Annotated in this window: 2 protein-coding genes; both read left to right on the plus strand. The window is 69.2% G+C overall.

The window, feature by feature from the left end; translation table 11 throughout:
- Positions 1-343: 343 nt before the first annotated feature.
- Positions 344-2,158, plus strand: a complete 1,815-nt coding sequence (locus tag FNH08_RS46890) for a bifunctional metallophosphatase/5'-nucleotidase (protein ID WP_152777939.1) — start codon at positions 344-346, stop codon at positions 2,156-2,158.
- Between the two features lie 179 nt (positions 2,159-2,337).
- Positions 2,338-3,588 carry an LmeA family phospholipid-binding protein gene (locus FNH08_RS46895; RefSeq protein WP_152777941.1) on the plus strand — a complete coding sequence of 417 codons (1,251 nt, stop codon included), beginning with the start codon at positions 2,338-2,340 and terminating at the stop codon, positions 3,586-3,588.
- The last annotated feature ends 99 nt before the right edge of the window (positions 3,589-3,687 follow it).

Raw genomic sequence — 3,687 nt, forward strand, 5'->3', positions numbered from 1 at the left:
GGGCTGTGTGGTGTCGAGGGTGCGGGTTCGTCGTGGCTTTTTGCGCAGTTCCCCGCGCCCCTGGGGGGTGGGGGCTTGCCCGTCGTTTGAACCTGCGGGTTCGTCGTGGCTTGTCGCGCCCACGCGGCGGAGCCGCATATCGATACAGCCCCGCGCCCCTTCAGGGGCGCATCCCCTGTGGCCCTGAGAGGGTCCCGGCTTGTCCTGTTCGTGGGGGATTTTCCTCGACGGCAATCAGGTCGTAACCCTGAACCCCCTGTCGCGCTACGCGCGTTGACCCTACGCTTCGGGCCGACGGGGCCTGTTTCTTACTCGACTTCTTACTCGACTCCCAGGGGGGCACATGTCAGCCACACCCCAGGCGCCACGCCGCAGACGCCGTACGTTCCTGATCACCGCCGTGACCGCCGGGCTCGCCACCGCCGGTGCCCTCGCCGCCGCGCTTCCGGCCTCGGCCGGTGAGGCGGCGACGTACAAGCCCGGCCACCACCCGAAGCCGAGCCGCTACCAGGACGTGCAGCTGCTGTCGTTCAACGACCTGCACGGGAACCTGGAGCCGCCCGCGGGGTCGTCCGGCCGGGTGACCGAGGTGCAGGCGGACGGGACGACCAAGACCATCGACGCCGGTGGTGTCGAGTACCTGGCGACCCATCTGCGCAAGGCGCGCGAGGGCAAGAAGTACTCCGTCACCGCGGCCGGGGGTGACATGGTCGGCGCCTCCCCGCTGATCTCGGGCCTCTTCCACGACGAGCCCGCCATCGAGGCGCTGAACAAGCTGGACCTCGACGTGACGAGCGTCGGCAACCACGAGTTCGACGAGGGCGCCAAGGAACTGGGCCGGCTGCAGAACGGCGGGTGCCATCCCACCGCGGGGTGCTACGGCGACACGAAGTTCAAGGGCGCCGACTTCCCCTACCTCGCCGCCAACGTGCTCGACGAGAAGACCGGCAAGCCGATCCTCAAGCCCTACTGGGTGTGGAAGAAGAACGGCGTCAAGGTCGGCTTCATCGGTGTGACCCTGGAGGGTACGCCGGACATCGTCTCCGCCGACGGAGTCAAGGGTCTGAAGTTCAAGGACGAGGTCGAGACGATCAACAAGTACGCCAAGGTGCTGGAGCGCCAGGGCGTGAAGTCGGTCGTCGCCCTCATCCACGAGGGCGGGTTCCCCGCCTCGACGTCGTACAACTACGACTGCGACTCGCCCGGCGCCGGCGACGGCATCTCCGGCCCGATCGTCGACATCGCCAAGAACATCACGCCCAAGGTCGACGCCCTGGTCACCGGCCACACGCACGCCGCGTACGCCTGCACGATCAACGACCCGTCGGGCAAGCCGCGCATGGTCACCTCGGCCGCGTCCTTCGGCCGTCTCTACACCGACACCACGCTGACGTACGACCGCTGGACCGGCGACATCGCCCGTACGGCCGTCGAGTCCGCGAACCACGTGGTCACCCGGGACGTGCCCAAGGCCCCCGACATGACCGCGCTGATCAGCAAGTGGAACACGCTGGCCGCTCCCATCGGCAACCGTGCCATCGGCTACATCTCGGGTGACATCGGCAACACCGGCAACGAGTCCCCGCTCGGTGACCTCATTGCCGACGCCCAGCTGGCGAACGGGAAGGAACTCGACCCCGAGACCGACCTGGCACTGATGAACCCGGGTGGTATCCGGGCCCCGCTCACGTACGCGGCCAAGGGCGCCGAGGGCGACGGTGTGGTGACGTACGCGGAGGGCTTCACGGTCCAGCCGTTCGCCAACACGGTCAACCTCCAGGACTTCACGGGCGCCCAGATCATCCAGGTGCTCAAGGAGCAGGTGAGTGGTGCGAACGCGGCGGCGCCGAAGATCCTCCAGGTCTCGGCCGGGCTGACGTACACGCTGGACCTGACGAAGTCGGGGGCGGACCGGGTGGTGACCGACTCGATCAGGCTGGGCGGTGCCGCCATCGACCCGGCCGCCACCTACCGTGTCGCCACCAACAGCTTCCTCGCCGGTGGCGGTGATGGCTTCCCGACGCTGGGGCAGGGTACGAATGACCTGGTCGGCGGGGATGACCTCGCCGCGCTGGAGAAGTACCTGCTGGCCAACTCCTCGGCTGCCGCCCCGATCGCGCCTCCGGCGGCGGACCGGATCACTGTCGTGACCCAGTGACTCAGTGACCCAGTAGGTCCGGGTGCGGGTTGTTCGTGGGTGATTCGTGCGGCCGCCCCGTGTCCCCTCAGGGGCGCGGGGCGGCCGCGTGAGCTATCTCCCTTATTGCCGCGTGAGCTATCTCCCTTAATGCCGAACCAAGTTGCGAGTGGGGTCGGTCCGCGTGGTGGGATGAGGTGATGCGTACCCCCCATGACACACCGACGCATTCCCGTCCGAACCCCTACGACGAGCTGGGCGCTCTGGACGACGGGCCGCTGGAGGAGTTCCTCCATGAGGACGAGCCCGCCCAGCGCGCGTCAGACCAGGACGAGCCCGCCGAGGCCGAGCACGAACCCGACGGTGAGGCCGAGGAGGACTGGAGTCCGCCCAACCACCGGAGCGGCGGGCGCCGAAGGCGGAAACGTTTCGCCGGGCTGCCTCTCGCCATGAAGGCCGTCGTCCTCGTCGTCGGGCTCGCAGCCTTCCTCACCCTCGGCGACCGCTGGGCGGTGCTGTACGCGGAGCACAAGGCCGGGGAGACGCTCAAGAAGCAGCTGAACCTGAGCGCGGCCCCCGAAGTCGGCATCGAGGGCTTCCCCTTCCTCACTCAGCTCGCCGACAGGCGGCTGGAGTCGGTGTCGGTGACCGTCCCGGACGTGGCGGCGGACCGTGTGTCGCTGGCGAAGGTCTCGGCGACCGCGAAGAACGTCATGCTCGACACCGACGGTCTGACCTCCGTACGCGGTGCCTCCATCCCCGAGCTGGACGGGGAGGTGCTGCTCTCCTTCGAGGACCTGAACCGTGAACTCGGCGCGTCCCAGGTCACCTTCACTGGGCACGGCGGCGACGAGGTGCGGGCGCGCGGCACGTTGCCCGTGGCGGGCCGCGAGCTCAAGGTCCGCGCGGACGCCCATATCCGCCGGGAGGGCGAGCGCGGTATCGCGACCGACATCGACGGGATGCGCCTGGACATCGGGGACCTGGCGATGTACCGGCCGGGCGCCGGGCGCTCCGACGGGCTCCACCTCACCCCGAAGGGGGCCGGACTGCTGGCCAAGCAGACCAGCCGGGCGCGGGAACTGCTGGCGGTGCCGACCATCGTGGACCGTCTCGGTGTCCCGGAGTCCACGGTGCGGGCGGCGCTCCAGGACGACACGCGGCTGGCCGAGCTGACCGGCTCGGACCGGTTCGCCCGCCAGGCCATGAACCTGAACCTCCTCGATGTCGCCACCGACAACCCCCAGCTGTTGCAGCGGCTCGTCGGCGTCGACCCGGCGCTCCTCGACGCGCTCAGCGGTCTTACGCGGCCGGTGCTGGCTGATCGGCTCTCCCTGGGCTTCAGTCTGCCCAAGCCGACGGAGGGGGAGGTTCGGTTGCGTGACGTGCGGGTGAAGGAGGACGGGATTCGGGTTTCGCTGAGTGGGTCGGGGCTGGCGGTTGGTCGGTAGGGGCGGGCGGTCTCGTCTGCCGGGTGCTGTCTCTGGGCGGCTGCGGGTTCGTTGTGGCTGGTCGCGCAGTTCCCCGCGCCCCTGAAAGCCGTGCAGGCC

It is taken from the genome of Streptomyces spongiae (assembly GCF_009377185.1).
Taxonomy (GTDB): Bacteria; Actinomycetota; Actinomycetes; order Streptomycetales; family Streptomycetaceae; genus Streptomyces; species Streptomyces spongiae.